Source organism: Robertmurraya sp. GLU-23, assembly GCF_052983275.1.
The window spans coordinates 283,156-305,082 of the sequence record NZ_JBRKCV010000002.1 but is presented as its reverse complement, the minus strand read 5'-3'; the positions used below and the strand labels follow the sequence as shown (position 1 = coordinate 305,082).

The following is a 21,927-nucleotide window of genomic DNA, read 5'->3' as shown; positions in this document are numbered from 1 at the left end:
TACACCCCCGCTAGAATTAATCGAGCAACGTTTTTAGCTTCTTGGCAAATCCTTCATCTAGAACGGCCACGACTACACGGGCTTCTTTTCCGATCGCTTGACCGAGTAAAAAGCGGTTCTCAACTATTTTACAAGGAATGTTATAGGATTTGCATTTATCTGTCACTTTTTTCTGTGTGTTTTGGGATGCATCTGCTGAAAGCAAAACTAATTTTGCTTTATTGCTGCGAACCTCCTTAATGGAAAGTTCCTCCCCAGAAATCACTTTACGCGCTCGATTGGCTAAGCCAAGCAATGACATCCATTGATTTTGCTTCATTCGGATTGTCAATTCTCCTTCTCAACAAGCTCCAATAATTCTTCGTACACAGAATCGGTTACTTGAACTTGCAATTGATTCGATAATATATTTTTTTTCTTCGCTAAAAGAATAGCTTCTTTTTCTTTCGTAAGGTAGGCACCTCGACCCGACTTTTTACCGGTTAAGTCGATGGAGACCTCGCCTTCCTTCGAGCGAACGATGCGAACAAGTTCTTTCTTCGGTCGCATTTCTCCGGTAGCAACACATTTTCTTAATGGAATTTTCCTATTCGTGTTCACCATCATCCACCCCTTTCTTACTCCTGCTCTTCTACGTACTCTAAATGCAAATCTGTATCTGCGAGAGCGTCTTCCTCTTCATCATCGAACGATAGAATTCCTTCTTCACGAGGGAAGATACCAGCTTCTCTTGCATCTGTTTCTGATTTAATATCAATTTTCCAACCGGTCAACTTTGCCGCTAGTCGTGCATTTTGGCCTCTTTTACCAATCGCAAGTGACAGTTGATAATCTGGGACAACTACTGTTGTTGCCTTGTCTTGTTCATTGACGATTACATCAAGTACCTTAGATGGGCTGAGCGCATTTGCTACAAATACAAAAGGATCATCCGACCATTTAACAATATCGATCTTTTCTCCCTTTAACTCATTAACAATTGCTTGAACTCGAGCACCTTTTGGTCCTACGCATGCACCTACTGGATCAACTTCTGGATTATCAGAATGAACAGAGATTTTTGAGCGGTCACCTGCTTCACGAGAAACAGATTTAATTTCAACTGTCCCATCATAAATTTCTGGAACTTCAATCTCAAATAATCTCTTTAAAAGACCTGGATGGGTTCTTGAAACAAAAATTTGCGGGCCTTTAGTAGTTTTTTCTACTTTCGTAATAAACACCTTGATACGATCATGTGGCTTATAACGTTCGTTGGGCATTTGTTCGTTGGCTGGGAGAATTGCTTCAATTTTCCCTAAGCTCACATAGATAAACTTTGAGTCCAAACGTTGGACGATACCCGTCATAATATCTTCTTCGCGGTCGATAAATTCAGAGTAAATAATTCCTCTTTCTGCTTCACGCACACGTTGAGTAACCACTTGCTTTGCTGTTTGTGCAGCAATACGTCCAAAATCCTTTGGTGTTACCTCAAGCTCTACCACATCTTCAATCACGTAATTTGGATTGATTCGTCTAGCTTCTTCTAAAGAAATTTCAAGTCTTGGGTCGAATACTTCATCAACGACTTCTTTACGAGCAAAAACACGCATCGTTCCAACACCTAAATTTAGATCAATTCGAACATTTTGTGCTTGATTAAAATTTCTACGATAGGCAGAGATAAGCGCCGCTTCAATCGCCTCAATAATTACATCACGTGAAATTCCTTTTTCCTTTTCAAGCAAAATAAGAGCATCTAATAGTTCACTGCTCATGAAAATGGTCCCCCTTTAACACTCTAAATGTCTCTCATGTAAATTTGTTATATGAATTATGAGAAAGTAACCGCTAGGCGAGCACTTGCTACCTTTTCAAAAGGTATTTCAATCGTTTTCTTTCTCGTCTTAATCTTTAATTCGACTGTTACGGTATCTCCCGTAAAGTTAGTTAACACACCTTCAAATGTCTTTTCACCATCGATAGGCTCGTACGTCTTAATATGTACATTTTTCCCAACCGCTTTTTCATAGTCCTTCTGTTTCTTCAATGGACGCTCTGCACCAGGAGAAGAAACTTCAAGGAAATAGTTATAAGGAATAGGATCAAGTTCATCAAGCTTTTCGCTTAATTTTTCACTTACCATTCCACACTCTTCAATGTCAATGCCTTGTTCTTTATCAATAAATATGCGAAGAAACCAGCTTTTTCCTTCCTTTACATATTCAATATCAACTAATTCAAGGTTGAGGTCATTAACAATTGGTTCTACGATTTGTTCAACTACTTCAATTACCTTGCTCATTTTATTCCTCCTAACCAACCTAAAGTAGCTAATCTCCTAAAATAGAGTCCATACAACACGAAAGAGCGGGGAAGGCCCCACTCTTGTAAACGAGAGTTATTCTTAGTATTTCCAATAAAACTATACCATAACCATACCGTTTATGCAAATGCAATACCGGTTTTGGTAGGATTACCACTTCGTTCATTCCATTTCTAAAATAAAGAAAGTTGGTTTTGATCAGGCAATGCTTCAAGACATCCGTGGTTATCGAGATACTCAATAATAGTCTTTGAAACCTTCCCTCTTTGCTGCAGATCTTCTTTAGATAAGAATTCTCCATCTTCACGAGCTTTTACGATGTTAAGTGCAGCATTCGTACCTAGCCCTGGGATGGAATTAAATGGAGGAATCAGCTTATTTCCTTCAATGATGAATTCTGTTGCGCTTGAACGGTACAAATCTACCTTTGCAAAAGAAAACCCTCGCTCGTTCATCTCTAATGCCAATTCAAGGACGGTTAAGGTATTTTTTTCCTTGGTTGATGCATCTAATCCTTTTGCATTGATTTCTTCAATTACTGCTCGGATTGCTGAAGAACCTTTCACCATCGCATCAATATCAAAATCCTCCGCTCTAACGGTAAAATAAGCTGCGTAATAAAGGATTGGATGATGCACTTTGAAGTAAGCAATCCTTACGGCCATTAGAACGTATGCAGCGGCGTGGGCCTTCGGGAACATGTATTTGATCTTTTTACAAGAATCAATATACCATTCTGGCACTTCATTCTTTCGCATCTCTTCTTCCATATCATCACTTAAGCCTTTTCCTTTACGAACGGACTCCATAATCTTAAAAGCAAAGGATGGCTCTAATCCTTGATAGATTAGATAAACCATGATGTCGTCACGACAGCCGATAACTTCACTCAGGTTACAGATACTGTTGTGGATCAGCTCTTGCGCATTTCCTAACCATACGTCCGTCCCGTGGGAAAGTCCTGAAATTTGGACCAACTCTGAAAAAGTGTTCGGCTTGGTATCCTCAAGCATTTGTCTTACGAAACGCGTTCCGAACTCTGGTATACCAAGCGTTCCCGTTTTACACATTATCTGTTCTTCTGTGACTCCCAGCGCTTCCGTTCCACTGAATATCTTCATTACTTCAGGATCATCGGTAGGAATGGTCTTCGGATCAATTCCACTTAAGTCCTGAAGCATACGTATCACGGTAGGATCATCGTGCCCTAGAATATCGAGCTTTAATAAGTTATCGTGAATCGAGTGGAAGTCGAAATGGGTTGTTTTCCATTCAGAGGTCTTATCATCCGCTGGAAATTGAATTGGCGAGAAATCATAAATTTCCATATAATCTGGCACAACGATAATTCCGCCGGGATGCTGACCAGTTGTTCTTTTTACACCAGTACACCCCATGGCTAATCTCTCAATTTCGGCTCCACGAATTTGAAGATTATTATCTTGCTGATAGGCCTTCACATAACCGAACGCTGTCTTATCAGCTACCGTACCAATCGTACCAGCACGATATACATAATCCTCACCAAACAAAACCTTCGTATAGTTATGTGCACGTGGTTGGTATTCTCCCGAGAAGTTCAAATCGATATCGGGAACTTTATCACCTTTAAAACCTAGGAAAGTTTCGAACGGGATATCGTGTCCATCTTTTTTGTACTTGCTACCGCAATTTGGACAGTCCTTATCTGGCAAGTCAAAGCCTGAACCAACGGAACCGTCATTAAAAAATTCCGAATGTTTACATGTAGGACAAACATAATGGGGCGGTAATGGGTTCACTTCTGTTATCTCAGTCATCGTGGCGACAAGAGACGACCCAACCGATCCACGCGAACCTACTAGGTACCCATCATCAAGCGATTTTTTCACAAGTTTATGTGAAATCAAATAGATAACGGCAAACCCGTGACCGATAATACTCTTCAGTTCTTTTTCAAGTCTTGCTTCCACAATTTCTGGAAGTTCATCACCGTAAATGCTTCTTGCCATATCGTAGCTCATTTTACGCATTTCTTCATCGGCGCCTTCAATTTTAGGAGTATATAAGTCGTCCTTAATCGGCTTGATCGTATCTATCATATCAGCAATTTTGTTGGTATTCGTAATAACAATCTCACGCGCTTTTTCTTTTCCTAAGAATGAAAATGCATCTAGCATTTCATTCGTCGTTCGGAAATGGACATCAGGAAGATTGTGACGGTTAAGCGGATTTGCTCCCCCTTGTGAGTTCACTAATATTTTTCGATATATTTTATCATTTGGGTTTAGGTAATGTACGTTTCCAGTAGCAACAACAGGGATCTCTAGCTTTTCACCAAGTTTGACGATATTAGCTATAATATCCTCTAATGATTTTTCATCATTAACTAGCTCTAACTCCAATAAATGAGCATATACTGCTTTTGGATGTACCTCGATGTAATCGTAGAAACGCGCTGGCTCTTCAACTTCTTCAGGAGCCTTTTGCATCATACCCTCGAATACTTCACCTTTGTCACAGCCTGAACCAATCAAAATTCCTTCGCGATGCTTCTGTAATACAGAGCGTGGAATTCTCGGCACTCGATAAAAATAGTTTAAATGGGAAATAGAAATAAGCTTAAATAAGTTCTTTAACCCTACATCATTTTGTGCTAAAAGCGTACAATGATACGGTCGTGCTCGTTGATAGGCATTTCCTTGACCCATATTGTTATTCAGTTGGTTATGATACTGTATTCCTTTTTCCATTATATCCTTCAGCATCGTTAAAAGCAGATAACCAGTTGCTTCTGTGTCGTATATCGCACGGTGATGCTGCGTTAACTCGATATTAAATTTCTTAGCTAACGTATTTAAACGGTGATTCTTCATGTCAGGATATAAGAAACGAGCAAGCTCTAATGTATCTATGACCGGGTTTTCAGCTCGCCCAAGACCATACTTCTTGTAACCAACATTCAAAAATCCCATATCAAAAGATGCATTGTGGGCAACAAGTATGTCATCGCCTGTCCACTCTTTAAATTTACCAAGAACCTCTTCTACCTCTGGAGCATCCTTTAGCATATCATCGGTAATTCCCGTTAAATTCATAATTGTTGCAGACAATGGATGGTGCGGGTTAGCGAATGCTTCAAATCGGTCGATAATTTCTCCATTTTTTATCTTAACCGCTGCAAGTTCAATTATTGTATTGTATACGGCTGATAAACCAGTTGTTTCAACGTCAAATACTACATACGTGTCTTCTGCCAGCAGTCTCTCCGCTTCGTTATACGCAATCGGAACACCATCATTTACTAGATTTACTTCCACTCCGTAAAGAATCTTAATATCGTTCTTTTTCCCTGCTCCAAACGCTTCCGGAAAGGATTGTGCTACCGCATGGTCTGTTATGGCAATGGCTTTATGTCCCCATTTTTTTGCTTGCGAGACTAATGCACTAACTGGTGAAACAGCATCCATCTGACTCATTGGTGTGTGAAGATGAAGCTCAACACGCTTTTCGGAAGAAGTGTCCTGACGCTCAATTGGCTTAATTTCATTAATATCGTTTCCAATCATAACTAGATCACGTACAAATGTATCGTTTTGAATACTTCCTCTTACTTTTACCCACATGCCCTTTTTTACGTTTTGGAATAGAGCGGCGTCCTCTTTATCACGAGAAAACATTTTTACCATGATTGAGCTTGTATAATCAGTAACTTTAAAGGTTAGTAGAGTTCTCCCACTGCGTAACTCTCTTGTTTCAGCGGCAAAAATATACCCTTCCACAACGACTCTACGTTCTTCATCAATAATATCTTGGATTTTTCTAAAATCAGCATCATCTTTGATCGTCAATCCAATGGTTAATGGACCGGTATATTCACCTGTACCGCCGGCAGCTTCTTTCTCTGCTTCTTGCTTATCCATCTCAATCGCTGCCTGCATACCTCGCTCTTTGTCTTCCCTCATTTTTGCCTCGACAAATTGTTCATATTGTTCAGTAGAGGCTTCTGTGTTAATCTCGGTATCAATCACTACTTGAGGAAATCCGAAAAAGCTGTAAGCATCAGAAATAAAGCTTGCATATTTCCTTTTTATGGCTAACCCTTCGAGATCATTGCCAACAAAGATCGTGATTTTTGAACCTTGGACTTTTGGTTTTTGTTCATTTAGTAGCTTAATTAATGGTGGTGATATGCCATCAATTTGCTGTATACAACTGTTCCAATATTCTAGTATCAAACCCTCAGTCACTTGCTGATCTCTTACCTGAATGTTGTAGGAGATTGACGCAATATGTGAGAAGGTTGTTTGTAATTTATTTGTGAACGTTTGATAGACGTTAATAGGTAAGATCTTCTCAAACGAAAAATAAAAACTCCAATGTCTTTTAGATTTTTCAATTAATACTTTGTCAATCATTGCATCTTGAAAATACGGTATGATTCTGTCATCCGTTAGTTGTAGCTGCTGGAGCAATAGTTGGAATCGTTCCTTACCAGATGATCCGTTCATCAACTCTCTCCTCTCCATTTTATCTCTAGTCAAACTAGTAGTTATTATATCATAAAGAAATTATTGAAAGCCCTTTTAACAGATAACCAATCAATGGGAAAAAAATCGGACCCGTGTTGAGCGGATCCGAATAATTAATCATTTATTTTAATAAGCCAGCAATTGTTTGTAGTAGGTCGTCTTTGTGAACTTCTAGCATTTCACCAGTTTTGCGAACTTTTAGTTCTACAATTCCTTCAGCTGCTTTTTTACCAACGGTTACACGTACAGGTAAACCAATTAAGTCTGAATCAGCGAACTTAACTCCTGGTCTTTCAGCACGGTCGTCCATAAGAACTTCGAAGCCTTGAGCTTTTAATTGTTCATATAAATCTGAAGCTAGTTTGGCTTGAGCTTCATCTTTCAAGTTGATTGGAATCAAATGTACTTTAAAAGGTGCAATTTGAGCTGGCCATACAAGACCATTATCATCATTAAATTGCTCAGCCACAGCAGCTAACGTTCTAGATACACCAATACCATAGCAACCCATAATCATTGGCTGTGATTTTCCATTTTCATCTAAATAGGTAGCATTCATCGCTTCACTATAGCGAGTTCCAAGCTTAAACACATGCCCTACTTCAATTCCCTTTGCAAAAACAATTTTGCCTTGACCGTCTGGAGATAGGTCCCCTTCTTGAATAAAGCGAATATCAGCATACTTTGTTACCGAAAAATCTTTTTCGGCATTAACGTTGATGAAGTGATGGTTTTCTTCGTTTGCTCCGCATACTCCGTTAACAATTGCTTGAACGGCTGGGTCAGCAACGATCTCTACCTTATTTACCCCAACTGGTCCTAATGAACCAATAGAACAACCAAGGATTTCTTTCGTTTCTTCTGGAGTTGCTAGTTCAACGACACTTGCAGCATACAAATTCTTTAACTTAATATCGTTTACTTCATGGTCGCCACGAACAAGCACAAGTACATATTGGTCATCTACTTTAAACAGAAGTGATTTAATGCATTTGGATGAATCAACATTTAAAAATCCAACCACTTCTTCAATTGACTTCTTATTTTCGGTCAGAACCTTTTCCATCTCTTTTTGTGACTCATCTGATTTTTCATACGTATTGACTACTGGGGCCATTTCAATATTAGCCGCATAGTTTGAAGTGTCAGAGTACGCAATGGTATCTTCCCCAACATCAGATAGCACCATAAACTCATGCGTATCCTTTCCACCCATTGCTCCTGAATCCGCAATAACTGCACGGAAGTCTAAACCACAACGACTAAAAATATTAGAGTATGCAGTAAATAAACGATCATATACTTCATCAAGACTTTCTTGAGAAGAGTGGAATGAGTATGCATCCTTCATGATAAACTCTCTTCCACGAAGTAAACCAAAACGTGGTCTTTTCTCATCTCTAAACTTCGTTTGAATTTGGTATAGAGTTAACGGCAATCGCTTATAAGATTTTACTTCGTCTCTTACTAAGCTAGTAATCACTTCCTCATGAGTTGCCCCAAGAGCAAACTCTCTTGTATGGCGGTCATGCATTCTCATCAATTCAGGTCCATAGGTGTACCAGCGACCTGATTCCTGCCAAAGCTCTGCTTGTTGCAACGCAGGCATCAGCAGTTCAACAGCACCTGCGTTGTCCATCTCTTCACGAACAATCGTCTCGATTTTTTTTAGCACTCGCTGAGCCATTGGTAAATAACTATAAATTCCACTAGCATTTTGTCTAACAAAACCAGCTCTTAATAGTAGCTGATGACTTTTAATTTCGGCATCTGCTGGAACTTCCCTTAATGTTGGGATTAGCGTCATACTCTGTTTCATCTACTAGCACCTCTTCGACCAATTCATTTTAATAAATTTATATTTCGAGGCTGCCCCTTGAAGTGTCTGACACCTCTTTATGGGACAGCCTCTTGTCAGTTTAAAGGAATATCCTTTGTATATCATTCCAAGTAACTACTAGCATTAGGAGCATCAAAAGAGCAAATCCAATGAAATGAACCATGCCTTCTTTTTGACGATCAATCGGCTTTCCTCTCAATGCTTCTACTGCAAAGAACATCAATCTTCCACCGTCTAAAGCAGGAATTGGAAGCAAGTTCATAATGCCAAGATTAATACTTAAGATTCCCGCCCACTTCATTAGGTACATAACTCCGGATTTAGCAACAGTGGCAGTTGATTCATATATACCAACTGGACCAGACAGGGCATCAATTGAAAATTGTCCAACGATTAATTTTCCAAGCATAGAGAAAATTTCAACTGTCCAATAGTATACTTCTTTAAACCCGTACGTAACAGACTTCACAGGAGATTTTTCCATTGGGTTATATACACCAATGATTCCGATTTCTGTTCCATCCATGTCTTGCGCTTTTGGTGTAACTGGAATGTCAAGCTCTTCGCCGTTTCTAGAAACCAAAAACTCTAATTCATTTTCAGGGTTTTGACGAATAATTTCTACAACATCTTCCCAAGTAGAAATTTCACCGCCATCGATACTTTGAACAACATCCCCTTCTTGTAACCCGGATTGCATTGCCATTCCATCTGGAGTTAACTTTCCTAAGATGGGCTCATTTGTCGGTACTCCTTGCCATAAAGCAATAACAACAAAAATAAGAAAGGCTAATACAAAATTCATCATCGGTCCAGCGAAAATGGCCATTGTTCTTTGACCCAATGTTTTAGAAACAAATTGGCGATCGTATGGAGCGATCAATGTTTCTGCACCATTTTCAACTAAATATGCATTTCGACTAATAGAGAAGGTCTTTAAAACATCTTCTTCTCCCTCTTCATAGCCTTTTATTTGTAATTTTTGTTCAATATCAGCATATTCCACTTCAATGATCCTAGCATCCGGATACTTTTCTTTGTTGTTTAGTATGATCTTCTCGATCACTTCATTCTTGTCCAGTATTAGTCCTACACGATAGCCTGGTTTAATTTCAGCCATCTCGGGATCTTCTCCAGCCATGCGAACATATCCGCCAATCGGCAATAATCGAATCGTATAGAGTGTCTCTCCTTTTTTATAAGAAAAGACTTTCGGACCCATACCAATTGCAAATTCACGACAAAGAATACCTGCTCGTTTTGCAAAGATAAAATGCCCTAATTCATGGAAAAATACGAGCGCCCCAAAAATAATGATAAAGGCTATGACTGTGTTCAAATTATAACCACCTTTTTTATAGAAGTGAATTCACATACTTGCGTGTCTCGTCGTCAACCGCTTTAATTTCTGCTAAACTTGGCTCCATTATTGATTGATGGTTCGTTAACGCATTTTCAATTAAATCCTCAATTTGCAAAAAGGTGATCTTTCCTTTTAGAAACGCCTCAACAGCTATTTCATTTGCCGCATTAAGAACGGTCGGAAGTGTCCCTCCAGCAATTCCTGCATTATAGGCAAATTTTAGGCAACGAAATCTATCTAAGTCCATATCTGCAAAATGGAGTTGACCGACTTTCGCTAAGTTTAATGTTTGAGCTGTTTTTAATGGTAACCGATCAGGATATGTTAAAGCATATTGAATAGGTACTCTCATATCTGGAGTCCCTAGCTGCGCCATGACACTACTATCATGAAACTCAATCATAGAGTGAATGATACTCTCCTTATGTAACACAACGTCAATCTTTTCATAGGGAATATCAAACAACCAATGCGCTTCAATAACTTCTAACCCTTTGTTCATCATAGTAGCAGAGTCAATCGTGATTTTGGCTCCCATGGACCAGTTCGGATGATTAAGCGCATCTTGTACTGTTACATGTTCTAACTCACTTCTACTAAGGTCACGGAAGCTGCCACCCGATGCAGTTAAAATCAACTTCTCAATATTCTTTTCAAACTCTCCTTGGAGCGCTTGAAAAATAGCCGAATGCTCACTATCTACTGGCAATATCGGAACTTGATTTCGACGAACAGCATTCATTACGATATGACCAGCTGTGACTAGTGTCTCCTTATTGGCTAAAGCAATTGCTTTTCCTGCTTCAATCGCATGCAATGTAGGTTCTAGACCCACACTACCCATTACTGCATTTACCAAAATGGTAGATTTCTTATATACCGCTACTTCACTTAACCCTTCGAGCCCATAGGTAAAGCTTATTTTCGGAAATTCCAGCTTCAAACTCTTAGCGTCTTCTTTATTTAATACGCATACTAATTCAGGATGAAATTCAGCTATTAGCTTTCTTGCCAAATCAATATTTCTACCTACTGACATGGCTGCCAATTCGAATTCTGTAGGGTGCTCTTTTATTATATCAAGAGTTTGTGTTCCGATAGAACCAGTTGCACCTAATAAACTTATGTATTTCATTTTTCCAACTCCGATTCAAAAGCGAGAACCTTGCTAAAAGATTCCCGGATAGGGTATTACGGTAGCAAAATAAAATATAAGACCGGCCAAACGAACAGCAAGCTATCAAATCGATCTAGGATGCCACCATGCCCAGGCATGATATTGCCTGAATCTTTAACGTTATAATGTCGTTTCAATGCGGATTCGACAAGATCGCCAACCTGTCCAAAAACAGATAAGAAAACTGTCACAATAAGGAGCCTTATTGTGGATACTGTTTCAAGAGAGAACAAGGCAAAGAAGATAGATACAATAACCGCACATATGATGCCACCGATAAATCCTTCAACCGTTTTATTTGGGCTTATGTCAGGCCATAACTTATTTTTACCCATCGCTCGCCCGATAAAATATGCACCAGAATCTGTTGCCCAAACGATAAATAAGGAATAAAAAATAAACATCAGCCCTGCTGTTTCTCTAATTTCAATAAAATAGAAAAATCCCATTCCTATATATAAGGTTGCCATTATCGAAAAGGAAACATCATCGAAAGTAAAGCGATTTTTTGTGACAACTGTGTAAGTTAACAGCAGTAAAACCGCTAAAAGGGCAAATTCAACCTTCGTATAGTGCATTGGTCCAAATATATTTTGCAACTGCTTCGGTATTAGAAAGATCCATAGAACAAGCATTGAAATGAGCCCCGGAATAGAGGCTAATTGGATATTTCTCATTTTTAGCAATTCATACAGTGCAACAGTTGCTAAAACATATACTAATAGAACAAAGGGGAATTTACCCAAAATTACCAAAGGGATAAATATCGCCCCAAATATAATTGCCGAAATAATTCTTTGTTTCATCTTATTGTGTCAACACCTTTATTATACTCCCCCAAACCGTCTTTGACGGTTTTGGAATACTTCGATTGCTTCGACTAAGTGTTCTTCTGAGAAATCTGGCCATAGCACTTCTGTAAACCAAAATTCTGTATATGCTAGTTGCCAGAGCATAAAGTTACTTAACCGTATTTCACCACTCGTACGAATGAGTAAATCCGGGTCACTTAATTCACTCGTCATTAAGTAGTTAGAAAATACTTCTTCATTTATATTATTCTCTGTCAGTATACCACTTTTGTGGTCTTTTAAGACGTTCTTTACTGCTTCTAAGATTTCTGCTCTACTTCCATAGTTAAGAGCAAAATTTAGAACTAACCCATCATTATCCTTCGTCTCTTCAATCGCACTATTAATTGCATTTAGCGTATGAGCAGGAAGGCTTTCCTTATATCCAATCATACGTACTTGGACATTTTCCTCTATCAATTCTGGAAGAAATGTTCCTAAAAACTCCTCAGGTAATTTCATCAAATAGTCAACTTCCATTTTCGGTCGCTTCCAATTTTCTGTTGAAAAAGCATATAAAGTTAACGTGGACACTCCTAATTCATTTGCAAGCTTCGTTATCTTACGGACAACCTTCATCCCTTCATGATGACCTGCGACTCTAGGAAGCGCCCGTTTTTTTGCCCAACGTCCATTTCCATCCATAATAATAGCAATATGAGCGGGTACGGATTGATTTTTTATTGTTGTTATCCGACGCTCGAGTTCAGAAGAGGGTTTACTCTTCCAAAGCTTTATTTTCTCTAACATAAGACGGCTCCTCCAAAATGTAATCATGTGGCTAAAAGACTACATTTAGTTGTAATAATGCTTCTTCTCTAGTCACAATGTATATTTATTTGTTTTAATGATTGTACACTGTACAGCTAGAAAAGAGCGTAATGAAAAAAGCAGGTACATAATTTTGCCTGCTTTTATCATACCAAAAAAGAGAAGAGATATCTCTAAAAAACTAAAGCACCACTTGGAAAAGAAATCAAATTTATTAGAACAGAAATACCCCCTATAAATAGAGGGTATTCTCTCGGTTCATTAAACCTCTAAAATTTCCTTCTCTTTGTCTTTTGTTAGCTGGTCAACCTTTATAATATACTCGTCCGTTAATTTTTGAATGTCATCAGAATAACCACGTTGGTCATCTTCAGTAATTTCACCATTCTTTTCAAGCTTTTTTAAGTCGTCATTTCCATCACGACGAATATTTCTGATGGCAACTTTCGCATCTTCAGATTCTTTCTTTACCACTTTCACCAATTCCTTACGACGCTCTTCTGTTAACTGAGGTATCGCAAGACGAATGATGCTTCCATCATTTGAAGGAGTAATACCGATATCTGATTTTAAGATGGCTTTTTCAATATCACTTAAAATTGATTTATCATAAGGTTGAATCACAAGCATACGCGCTTCTGGCACAGAAACACCTGCAAGTTGGTTAATTGGCGTTGGCGCTCCGTAATAGTCGACCGTAATTCGATCGAGCATAGATGCATTCGCACGTCCTGCACGAATTGCAGCAAGTTCACGAGTGTAAGCACCAATTGCTTTATTCATACGTTCTTTCGCATTTGCAACGATTTGTTTCGGCATTATTTTTTCCCCCTCACAATAGTCCCAATGGATTCGCCCATTACAGCACGCTTGATATTTCCTTGCTCCATAATAGAGAAAACAAGAAGTGGTATATCATTGTCCATACATAAAGAAGAAGCAGTTGAATCCATGACAGCTAATCCTTCCTTAAGTACATCTAAATAAGAAAGCTCATCATACTTCTTCGCTGTTTTATCAATACGTGGGTCAGCAGAATATACTCCATCCACATTATTCTTCGCCATTAAGATGACTTCTGCCTCAATTTCCGCAGCACGTAATGCAGCTGTTGTGTCGGTTGAGAAATAAGGATTTCCAGTACCTGCTGCAAAAATAACCACTCGCTTCTTCTCAAGATGACGAATTGCTCGTCTGCGAATATAAGGTTCTGCTACTTGTCTCATCTCGATAGAAGTTTGTACACGCGTTTCCACACCTGATTGTTCAAGACTATCTTGAAGGGCCAATGAGTTCATGACCGTTGCTAGCATCCCCATATAGTCTGCATTCGCACGGTCCATTCCCATCTCTTCACCAATTTTTCCTCGCCAGATATTTCCGCCACCAACAACAACGGCTACTTCAACATCTAAATCCGCAATTTCCTTTACTTGATCGGCAACAGATTTAATCACTTTGGGATTAATTCCAAAGCCTTGCTCTCCAGCAAGTGCTTCACCACTTAGTTTTAGTACGACGCGTTTATATTTCGGACTGGTCATAGAAACCTCCATATGTATATTGCTACTTTTAAGCTTTCTTTAAAAATAGGGAACACAGGTGTGTTCCCTAGGAATTACAATTAGTTACCTTTAACTTGGTTCATTACTTCTTCAGCGAAGTTATCTGCACGCTTTTCGATACCTTCTCCTACTTCGTAACGTACGAATTCGCGAATCTTTCCACCTTTTGATTCTACGAATGCTTTTACTTTTTGATCTGGATCCTTAACGAATGCTTGGTCGTTCACACAAACGTCTTGGAAGTATTTGCTTAGGCGGCCTTCAACCATTTTAGCTACGATGTTTTCTGGCTTGCCTTCGTTAAGTGCCTGTTGAGTAAGAACTTGACGCTCACGCTCAATTTCTTCAGCAGAAACTTCGTCACGAGATACATACTTAGGGTTTAATGCCGCGATGTGCATTGAAACATCCTTAGCAGCAGCGTCGTCAGCTGTTCCTTCTAATACTGTCAACACCCCAATACGTCCACCCATGTGTAGGTAAGCACCGAATGCATCGTTGTCGCCTTTAGTCTTGATTTCAAAACGACGAAGAGAAATTTTCTCACCGATTTTCGCGATAGCTGCATTTACGTGAGACTCAACAGTTACACCGTTAGCCATTGTTTGTGCACTTACTTCTTCAACTGAAGCTGGCTTGTTAGCTAGAACGTGCTCGGCAAGTTCCTTAACTAGCACTTGGAAACCTTCGTTCTTAGCAACGAAATCTGTTTCAGAGTTAACTTCTAGAATAACTGCTTCGTTTCCTTGAGTAAGGATATAAGTAGTTCCTTCTGCTGCTACACGGTCTGCCTTCTTCGCAGCGCTTGCCATACCTTTTTCACGTAAGAAGTCGATTGCTTTTTCCATATCACCTTCAGTTGCTTGAAGTGCTTTTTTACAATCTAACATACCTGCGCCTGTTCTTTCACGTAATTCTTTTACCATTTGAGCCGTTACTGCCATGTGAGTTTCCTCCTTAAAAGCTATGTATTTTAGTGTTAACTAGCTATGAATAAGCTAGTCAAGATTCGTGTTCATTCTTTAAAAAAAGGTGATAAAGGGGGTCCCTCTTATCACCTTTTAGTAACTAGTGTTTCCTCAGGTCAAAACGTATTACGCTGTAACTTCTTCGCCTTGCTTCGCTTCTAAAATAGCATCTGCCATTTTACCAGTTAATAGCTTAACAGCACGGATAGCGTCGTCGTTTGCAGGGATAACTACATCGATTTCGTCTGGATCACAGTTTGTATCAACGATACCAACGATAGGGATGTTTAATTTATGTGCTTCAGCAACTGCAATACGCTCTTTACGAGGGTCGATAATGAATAAAGCATCAGGAAGTTGCTTCATATCTTTAATTCCGCCTAAGAACTTTTCTAAGCGCTCTTGCTCTTTCTTCAGTTGAACAACTTCTTTCTTAGGAAGTACATCAAATGTACCATCTTCAGCCATTCTTTCGATATCTTTAAGGCGTGCAATACGCTTTTGGATTGTTTCGAAGTTTGTTAAAGTACCACCTAACCAACGTTGGTTAACGTAGTACTGACCTGAACGGATTGCTTCTTCTTTTACAGAGTCTTGAGCTTGCTTCTTTGTACCAACGAAAAGAACTGTACCACCGTTACCAGCTAGCTCTTTTACCCAGTTATAAGCTTCTTCAACCTTCTTAACTGTTTTTTGAAGATCGATGATGTAGATGCCGTTACGCTCAGTGAAGATATATTTCTTCATCTTAGGGTTCCAGCGGCGAGTTTGGTGTCCGAAGTGTACACCAGCTTCAAGTAATTGCTTCATTGAAATTACTGACATGTTTGTTTCCTCCTAATGGTTTTTACTTTCCTCCGCCCATTTCAACTTCAGACAAAACTGTCGAAACAGCACCCTTTGTCCAAATCCACGAGCGTGTGTATTAACACCAAGTGTTAATATAGCATAATCAAATGTTACAATCAAGTTTATTCTTGATTATTTTGACGAAATTTGAGTAAAAGTTCTATCTCTGTCTGACCTTTATGTAGCTTTTTAGCAATTTCTTCATATGTCAGACCTTGTTCTTGCAAATGTAGCACTTCTTCCAACATGCTCTTTTCTTTTGGTTCATTCACTTCTTGTAGAGTTTCCTCTACTTCCTTTTCCACTTTAAGGTCCATAAGAGTCTCTTCCTCAGTAAAGCCTGGGAGAAGCACCTCAACGTCTTCATCTGTTAATGGTTGTACTGCACCTGTCTTGTAAGCTTTAACAGCGTGGCTCTTTGAACTTTTAATTGGAAAAAGGACCTTATCTTCCTCTATAGGCGGAAGGATTGGTTGTTTGCTGACTTCTCTCTTCTTATTTTTTTCCTTCTTGTTGGATTGATTGGTAGCTATCTTTGTCATTCTTTCAATAAAGCTTTCATTTTCTTCTTTCATTTCAGCCAAATATGTTGAAATAACATCTTCCATTTCCTCAATCATTCTTTGTTGCTTTTTCTCCACTTCAAACAGCTTTGACTGACGGAGGTATAAGATTACAATGGAAAACAACGCAATTATATTTAATACGATACTGATAAACAAAAATACACTCGTCATATCATCCCTCTATCCGGAAAAGTCAAAAAAGTTTCCTTTATATGGATGAACTTCTTTCACTGACTGACTCTCTTTATTTTTCCGATTTTTCTTCCCCTCTTGGTTCCCTTTCTTATCTCGTTGTTGATCCTTTAGGCGAACCTGTTCCTTTTGCTCATGCTTAGTAACTGAGATTCTATTTTTTTCTACTTCTTTTGCGACGCTGTTTGCAGCAACCTCATTTTGCTGTTGTCCACGCTGTTGTATTTGTTCTTGAAGCTTGCTAGCATCTTGCATCCTAGGAAGAGCAATTTGCATTTCTATTGCTTTTAAACTCATACCCGGTTGCCATCTCCCAACCTAATTATGTACAGATAAAAATAACATCTATTAAACGATTTTTTGTAATGTTTGTCTTAGCTTAAATATAGCTTTTGAATGTATTTGCGATATTCTTGACGTCGATAAGTCCATCACTTGGCCAATTTCAGTTAATGTTAGCTCTTCCTGATAAAACAGGCTTAATACAAGCTGTTCTTTATCATTTAAATGAGAAATCATAGATGATAGCTCTGAAATTAACTCATTTTTAATAATTGTATCCTCTGGTATTTCAGCACGCTCATCCTTTAACGAGAATCCAGCACCGTCTTTTTCCTCACCATCGGGTTGCTCATCAATTGATAATACATTAGCAAAAAAATGCTCGTTCATCGTATTGTGAACATCGTCCTCGCTCATATTTAACTCTTCTGCAATTTCTTTAGAAGTCACATTTCTCATTAATTTTTGTTCTAACTTTTCAATCGTTTGCTCAATTCGTTTCGATTTATCTCTTGTATTCCTAGAGAGCCAATCTTCCTTTCTTAATCCATCAATGATGGCTCCTCGAATACGAAAGGACGCATATGTATCAAATTTCAAGTCCCTTGTTGGATCAAATTTTTCAAGTGCATCGTACAAACCAATCATTCCTAAGCTCTTTAAATCATCTCGTGAAACATTCTTCGGTAAACCAACGGAAATCCTTTGGACATGATAGCTAACAAGCGGCATATATTTTCTTACTAAATAATCACCTGCATCACTGTCTCTTTTGGAAGTCCATTTTTCCCATATGTTTTGTTCCTCGATCGAAGGTGCCTGTCCCATGCTTTCCTCCTCCAAACGACATTGTTCAAATCAATCGTTAGTTTAAATACTTTCTTAATATAAACAGTCCTTATTTCTTTCAAACAATAATCGATTTTTTAGTTGCAAAAAAAATCAGCCATTCCAATAAAAGGCTGATCGTTCATTGTTTTCCATTCTAACATTCCTGAGTGCCTTTGTTAACCGTTCGAATGTGTAAGATTTTTGACTTTGGACAAAACTCAATTGTTCGTCCACTATTTCCTCCAACATCCTCTGCCATGATAGCAATTTTTAACTCAGCCAGCTCTCTTTTTACCGCTTCTACATTTCTCGGACCAATTCTCATCATGTCACTTGTGTTGCTAAATTGAAACATTTGCGCTCCACCTGCGATTTTTGCTTTAAGCATAGAAGGTCTTGCGCCTGCTTGAACGAGCCTTTTCACCAGCTCTTTCACCCCTGTATCGGCGTATTTTGCAACATTCATTGTACCAGCTTTAGATAGGGATGAGTCGGGGAGCATAATATGAACAAGGCCTGCAATTTCTTTAATTTGATCATATATGACGACACCCACGCATGATCCAAGACCAGATGTTCTAATTCGGTTAGGAGCAGATACTATATTCATATCTGCTATGCCAACCTTAATAATCTCTACTTTTTCATCCATTATCCCTAACTCCTAAAGATTCAAAGATAATGTGAAAGGAATCCGGGTCAGGCAACAGGAAGAAGTGGCCTCGTACACTTTCACTTATTTCAACATCATCTTCATTAAGTGCTGTATCAATAACTATCGCATAATCACTTACCTGTGATAGTTCAATCAATCCAAAGCTTATAATAGCCCCAACCATATCAACGCTTAATGCAGGAACGGATGGATACAAAGCAAGGCCAGTAAAATCGGATAGTGAAGACAAATAAGAACCAGATAAGATATTTCCAAGCTCCTGCAAGGCAGAGGTAGCAATTTCACTGTCTTCTAATTGATCAAAGGTAAATTCTTCATCACCAATCATCTGCTTAATGAAGACAGTTGCCTGCTCAGGAGGTAGGACAAAAAACATACTGCCAGGTGCTTCTCCTTCAATACGGAGAAACACCGCTGCAACCACATGATCTGCTCCACCCGAGAGCTCCATCATTTCATCAAAAGTTACAATTTTAACATTAGGAACCTGCATATCTATCTTTTTATTTAATAGTTTAGAAAGAGCAGTCGCTGCGTGGCCTGCACCAATATTGCCTATTTCTTTTAAAATGTCCAAATGAATAGAAGAAAGATTGCTAATAAACCCCATTTGTTTATCCTTCAATCCCTTGAGTTGCATTAACTTCTTCTGGTTTTAAGACCATTTCAAGGTCAAGTAAGATCATTAAGCGCTTGTCGACCTTTACCACACCACTAATATAGTTCGCCTCTTCTGTTCCGACCACATCTGGCTGAGGTTCGATGGATTCTGTTTGGACATCTAGAACGTCGTTGGCTGCATCTACGATTAAGCCAACCTCCATATCCTCTAAAGTAACAATAATAACTCTTGTACTATCCGAATAGGCTTCCTCTTCGATTCCAAAGCGGCTTCTTAAATCTATAATAGGAGTGACAACTCCTCTTAAATTGATCACACCCTTTACAAAGTGCGAGCTACTAGGGACTCTAGTAATATGCTGTACCTTTTCAATGGAACGAACCTTGCTTACTGGAATCGCATATTCTTTTCCTTTTAATTGGAAGATAATAAGCTTTAAATCTGCTACTGATGTCTCACTCATGAGACTTCCCCCTCTTTCCTAACATGCTAGACACACTAGTAATTGTTATTTAATTAGTGCATTGCAATCTACAATGAGTGCCACTTGTCCGTCTCCAAGAATTGTTGCTCCTGAAATAGCAAATACATTTGTTAAATAGTTTCCTAGCGACTTTAACACTACTTCTTGCTGTCCAATAAATGAATCAACCACAAGGCCTGCCATTTTGTCGCCTTTTCTTACGATAATCACGGAGAAAAACTCATCCTCTTCTTCAAAAACAGGAACTTCAAAAATGTCCTTTAAATATAGAAGTGGGACTACTTTCCCTCTGAAATCAATCACCTTTTGATTGTGCGCGTTCAGAATATCTTCCTTTTTAACAATTGCTGTCTCAATAATTGAAGAAAGCGGAATTGCGTATTTTTCCTTCTGAATTTCTACTAACATTACAGAAATAATAGAAAGAGTAAGAGGAAGTTGAACGGAGAATACAGAGCCTTCTCCTTCTTTCGAATCAATTGACACGGTTCCACCAAGTGCTTCAATCGTATTTTTCACAACATCAAGACCAACGCCTCGTCCAGAAACATCGGAGATTTTTTCCGCAGTTGAGAAACCTGATGCAAAAATTAGTTCATACACTTGCTTGTCTGTTAATGTTGCAGCCGTTTGTTCAGTAATAATACCGTTTTTTAATGCTTTATTTAATACTCTATCACGGTTAATTCCAGCACCATCATCAGATAATTCAATAAACACATGGTTCCCACTGTGGAAAGCCTTTAAGATAACGGTTCCTTCTTCACTCTTACCCTTCGCTCTTCTTACCTCAGGTGTTTCCACCCCATGGTCTAATGCGTTTCGAATTAGGTGAACAAGCGGGTCACCGATTTCATCAATTACGGTACGATCTAGTTCCGTTTCTGCACCGATAATTTCTAAATTAATCTTTTTCCCTAGATCCCGTGCTAATTGTCGTACCATTCTTGGGAAACGGTTAAATACCGTCTCAACTGGTACCATTCGCATATTTAAGATAATATTTTGAAGATCTCCAGAAATTCGGCTCATACGCTCCACGGTTTCATGAAGTTCTGAATTATTTAGATCCCTAGAGATTTGCTCTAATCTTCCTCTGTCAATGACAAGTTCTTCAAACAAATTCATTAAAATATCTAGTCTTTCAATATTTACGCGAATTGTTTTATTACTAGCTTGTTTCACCGATGTTTGCTTTTTCTGTTCCTCTTGTTGAGCAGGTTCTTCCATTTTCACTTCTTCTGTATGGATTACTTCCTGTTTGATTGGTTCAGAAATTGTTTCCGCAGTGGGACGGAGTTGTTCAATGGAGATAGGGTGAATATCTACTCTATCAACCTCTGATACTTTCATTACCTTGCTTTGAATATCTGACATTGGTTCTTTTGATACAATCGTTACCGTAAACTCTTGATCAAATTGTTCCTCTTCTAGCTGGTCAACCGAAGGAGTCGATTTAATTACTTCTCCTAGCTTCTCAATCACTTCGAATACCATAAAAACTCTTGCAGCTTTCAACAAGCAGTCTTCTCTCAGTGCAATAGTTATTTCATATGTTTGAAACCCTTGTTCGATTGATTGTTGTAGTACTGTATACTCAAACTCATCGTATTCGCCTTTTAATGCACGAGGAGCATCTGGAGCTAATGTTGCAGCTACCTCCTTCGCCCCTTGAGACATAGCAGGACTTTCTCCCTTTTCAATCAACTTAAGCTTATCCACTACGATAGCTACATCACGTTTTCCGTCGCCTCCATCAGCAATCGAAAACACCATCGCCTCTAAATCATCTGTAGCTTCAAACACAACATCAAGAATTTCAGGTGTAACAGAAATTTTTTGGTTTCGGATGGCGTCCAACACGTTTTCCATCTGATGAGTTAAACTAGCTAAGTCTTCATACCCCATTGTTGCTGACATTCCTTTTAACGTGTGTGCTGAGCGAAAAATATCATTAACAATGCTAAGATCACTTGGATTTTTCTCAAGATCAAGTAATCGTTCATTACAGTTTTGAAGATGCTCTTTACTTTCCTCGATAAAAACCTCTAAATATTGGCTCATTTCCATG

At 38.8% G+C, this 21,927-nt stretch carries 21 protein-coding genes; all 21 read right to left on the bottom strand.

What is annotated here, in order from left to right; translation table 11 throughout:
• Positions 1–16: 16 nt before the first annotated feature.
• The 21 genes from ACVBAX_RS05875 to ACVBAX_RS05775 all read right to left on the bottom strand — a co-directional run bounded on the left by ACVBAX_RS05875 (position 17) and on the right by ACVBAX_RS05775 (position 21,926).
• Entirely contained in the window at positions 17–319 is a 303-nt protein-coding gene (locus ACVBAX_RS05875) for a YlxQ family RNA-binding protein (RefSeq protein ID WP_119707577.1), read from the bottom strand.
• Positions 320–327: 8 nt separating this feature from the next.
• Positions 328–606: an RNase P modulator RnpM gene (gene rnpM / locus ACVBAX_RS05870; RefSeq protein ID WP_430773941.1), complete on the bottom strand. Its 279-nt coding sequence runs from the start codon at positions 604–606 to the stop codon at positions 328–330.
• An 11-nt stretch (positions 607–617) separates the two neighbouring features.
• Positions 618–1,760: a transcription termination factor NusA gene (gene nusA / locus ACVBAX_RS05865; protein ID WP_447116221.1), complete on the bottom strand. Its 1,143-nt coding sequence runs from the start codon at positions 1,758–1,760 to the stop codon at positions 618–620.
• Between the two features lie 56 nt (positions 1,761–1,816).
• The gene (gene rimP, locus ACVBAX_RS05860; protein ID WP_430773939.1) at positions 1,817–2,287 is read right to left on the bottom strand and encodes a ribosome maturation factor RimP; all 471 of its coding nucleotides are present in this window, start codon (positions 2,285–2,287) and stop codon (positions 1,817–1,819) included.
• A gap of 194 nt (positions 2,288–2,481) precedes the next feature.
• On the bottom strand, positions 2,482–6,798 hold the full coding sequence (locus ACVBAX_RS05855) for a PolC-type DNA polymerase III (protein ID WP_447116220.1): 4,317 nt from the start codon (positions 6,796–6,798) through the stop codon (positions 2,482–2,484).
• A gap of 142 nt (positions 6,799–6,940) precedes the next feature.
• The gene (locus ACVBAX_RS05850) at positions 6,941–8,638 is read right to left on the bottom strand and encodes a proline--tRNA ligase (RefSeq protein ID WP_447116219.1); all 1,698 of its coding nucleotides are present in this window, start codon (positions 8,636–8,638) and stop codon (positions 6,941–6,943) included.
• 100 nt (positions 8,639–8,738) lie between these two features.
• On the bottom strand, positions 8,739–9,998 hold the full coding sequence (rseP, locus tag ACVBAX_RS05845; protein ID WP_430773936.1) for an RIP metalloprotease RseP: 1,260 nt from the start codon (positions 9,996–9,998) through the stop codon (positions 8,739–8,741).
• A 16-nt stretch (positions 9,999–10,014) separates the two neighbouring features.
• The gene (dxr, locus tag ACVBAX_RS05840) at positions 10,015–11,157 is read right to left on the bottom strand and encodes a 1-deoxy-D-xylulose-5-phosphate reductoisomerase (protein ID WP_447116218.1); all 1,143 of its coding nucleotides are present in this window, start codon (positions 11,155–11,157) and stop codon (positions 10,015–10,017) included.
• Between the two features lie 56 nt (positions 11,158–11,213).
• Entirely contained in the window at positions 11,214–12,005 is a 792-nt protein-coding gene (locus ACVBAX_RS05835) for a phosphatidate cytidylyltransferase (protein ID WP_447116217.1), read from the bottom strand.
• A gap of 21 nt (positions 12,006–12,026) precedes the next feature.
• The gene (locus ACVBAX_RS05830; protein WP_447116216.1) at positions 12,027–12,800 is read right to left on the bottom strand and encodes an isoprenyl transferase; all 774 of its coding nucleotides are present in this window, start codon (positions 12,798–12,800) and stop codon (positions 12,027–12,029) included.
• Positions 12,801–13,082: 282 nt separating this feature from the next.
• Positions 13,083–13,640: a ribosome recycling factor gene (frr, locus tag ACVBAX_RS05825; RefSeq protein ID WP_447116215.1), complete on the bottom strand. Its 558-nt coding sequence runs from the start codon at positions 13,638–13,640 to the stop codon at positions 13,083–13,085.
• A complete protein-coding gene (pyrH, locus tag ACVBAX_RS05820; RefSeq protein WP_251515674.1) occupies positions 13,640–14,365 on the bottom strand; it encodes a UMP kinase in 726 nt (241 codons plus the stop codon). Before pyrH ends, frr begins: the two co-directional genes overlap by 1 nt.
• Positions 14,366–14,445: 80 nt before the next feature.
• Positions 14,446–15,330 (bottom strand): translation elongation factor Ts, encoded by an 885-nt coding sequence (gene tsf, locus ACVBAX_RS05815; protein ID WP_447116214.1) that lies wholly within the window; start codon positions 15,328–15,330, stop codon positions 14,446–14,448.
• Positions 15,331–15,480: 150 nt separating this feature from the next.
• A complete protein-coding gene (gene rpsB, locus ACVBAX_RS05810; protein ID WP_430773930.1) occupies positions 15,481–16,179 on the bottom strand; it encodes a 30S ribosomal protein S2 in 699 nt (232 codons plus the stop codon).
• A gap of 146 nt (positions 16,180–16,325) precedes the next feature.
• Entirely contained in the window at positions 16,326–16,940 is a 615-nt protein-coding gene (locus tag ACVBAX_RS05805; protein WP_447116213.1) for a DUF6115 domain-containing protein, read from the bottom strand.
• A gap of 9 nt (positions 16,941–16,949) precedes the next feature.
• Complete coding sequence (locus ACVBAX_RS05800) at positions 16,950–17,258, bottom strand: hypothetical protein (protein WP_430773928.1); 309 nt, start codon at positions 17,256–17,258, stop codon at positions 16,950–16,952.
• A 51-nt stretch (positions 17,259–17,309) separates the two neighbouring features.
• Positions 17,310–18,071, bottom strand: a complete 762-nt coding sequence (locus tag ACVBAX_RS05795) for a FliA/WhiG family RNA polymerase sigma factor (protein ID WP_430773927.1) — start codon at positions 18,069–18,071, stop codon at positions 17,310–17,312.
• Between the two features lie 157 nt (positions 18,072–18,228).
• A complete protein-coding gene (locus ACVBAX_RS05790) occupies positions 18,229–18,726 on the bottom strand; it encodes a chemotaxis protein CheD (protein WP_447116212.1) in 498 nt (165 codons plus the stop codon).
• Complete coding sequence (locus ACVBAX_RS05785) at positions 18,719–19,360, bottom strand: chemotaxis protein CheC (protein ID WP_447116211.1); 642 nt, start codon at positions 19,358–19,360, stop codon at positions 18,719–18,721. The genes ACVBAX_RS05790 and ACVBAX_RS05785 overlap by 8 nt, the downstream gene beginning before the upstream one ends.
• Before the next feature lie 4 nt (positions 19,361–19,364).
• Complete coding sequence (locus ACVBAX_RS05780; protein ID WP_447116210.1) at positions 19,365–19,835, bottom strand: chemotaxis protein CheW; 471 nt, start codon at positions 19,833–19,835, stop codon at positions 19,365–19,367.
• A 45-nt stretch (positions 19,836–19,880) separates the two neighbouring features.
• Entirely contained in the window at positions 19,881–21,926 is a 2,046-nt protein-coding gene (locus ACVBAX_RS05775; protein WP_447116209.1) for a chemotaxis protein CheW, read from the bottom strand.
• Position 21,927 lies beyond the last annotated feature (1 nt).